Source organism: Pseudomonas sp. 43(2021), assembly GCF_017490805.1.
GTDB lineage: Bacteria > Pseudomonadota > Gammaproteobacteria > Pseudomonadales > Pseudomonadaceae > Aquipseudomonas.
Window position 1 is genome coordinate 1 of the sequence record NZ_JAFGYJ010000141.1, and the last position, 642, is coordinate 642.

Here is a 642-nt window from a genome sequence, read left to right on the forward strand (position 1 = left end):
GGCGAGGTCCTCGGGGTTGATCTGTTGCGCCAGATCACCGAGCGGCGCGGTGGTGACGATGCCGCCCATGGCCGGGAAGATCTTGCCCTTGAGCTGACCCGGTTCGAGCTTGTGATAGACGTCACCGGCGAGCATCACTTGATTGGCGTCGATCTGACCGTGAGCGGTGCGCACGCCAGGTGTGTCGCCGTGAATGATCTCCAGCACTTCACTGTTTTCGAAGATCTGCGCGCCCAGGCTTTCGGCTGCGCGTGCTTCGCCAATGCACAGGTTGAGCGGGTGCAGGTGCATGTTGCGGGTGTTCTTGATCGCGCCGTGGTACAGGTCGCTTTGCAGCAGGTCGCGAATCTGGCTGCGGTCGAGCAGGCTCACCTCATCGCCCAGACCTCGGCGCACGGCTTCGTCGTAGTCCTTGCGCAGATCGACCATGTGGCTCGGCTTGTACGCCGCGTGCAGATGGCCGTGTTTGAGGTCGCACTCGATGCCATATTTCTCGACGCGCTGGCGGATGATTTCATGCCCGCGCCAGCGCAGATGCCAGATGAAATCGTCCACATCATCGCCCAGTTTCGCGCGCATCTGTTTGCGCATGGCGCCGTCGCCGGAAAGGCTGCCGGTGACTTGCCCGCCATTGCGCCCGGT

At 62.6% G+C, this 642-nt stretch carries 1 protein-coding gene; it reads right to left on the minus strand.

The genetic code is table 11. The features are described 5' to 3' along the window. Positions 1-642, minus strand: a 642-nt coding sequence (locus J5M71_RS26395) for an FAD-dependent oxidoreductase (protein ID WP_207838407.1), incomplete at both ends; no start/stop codon positions are given.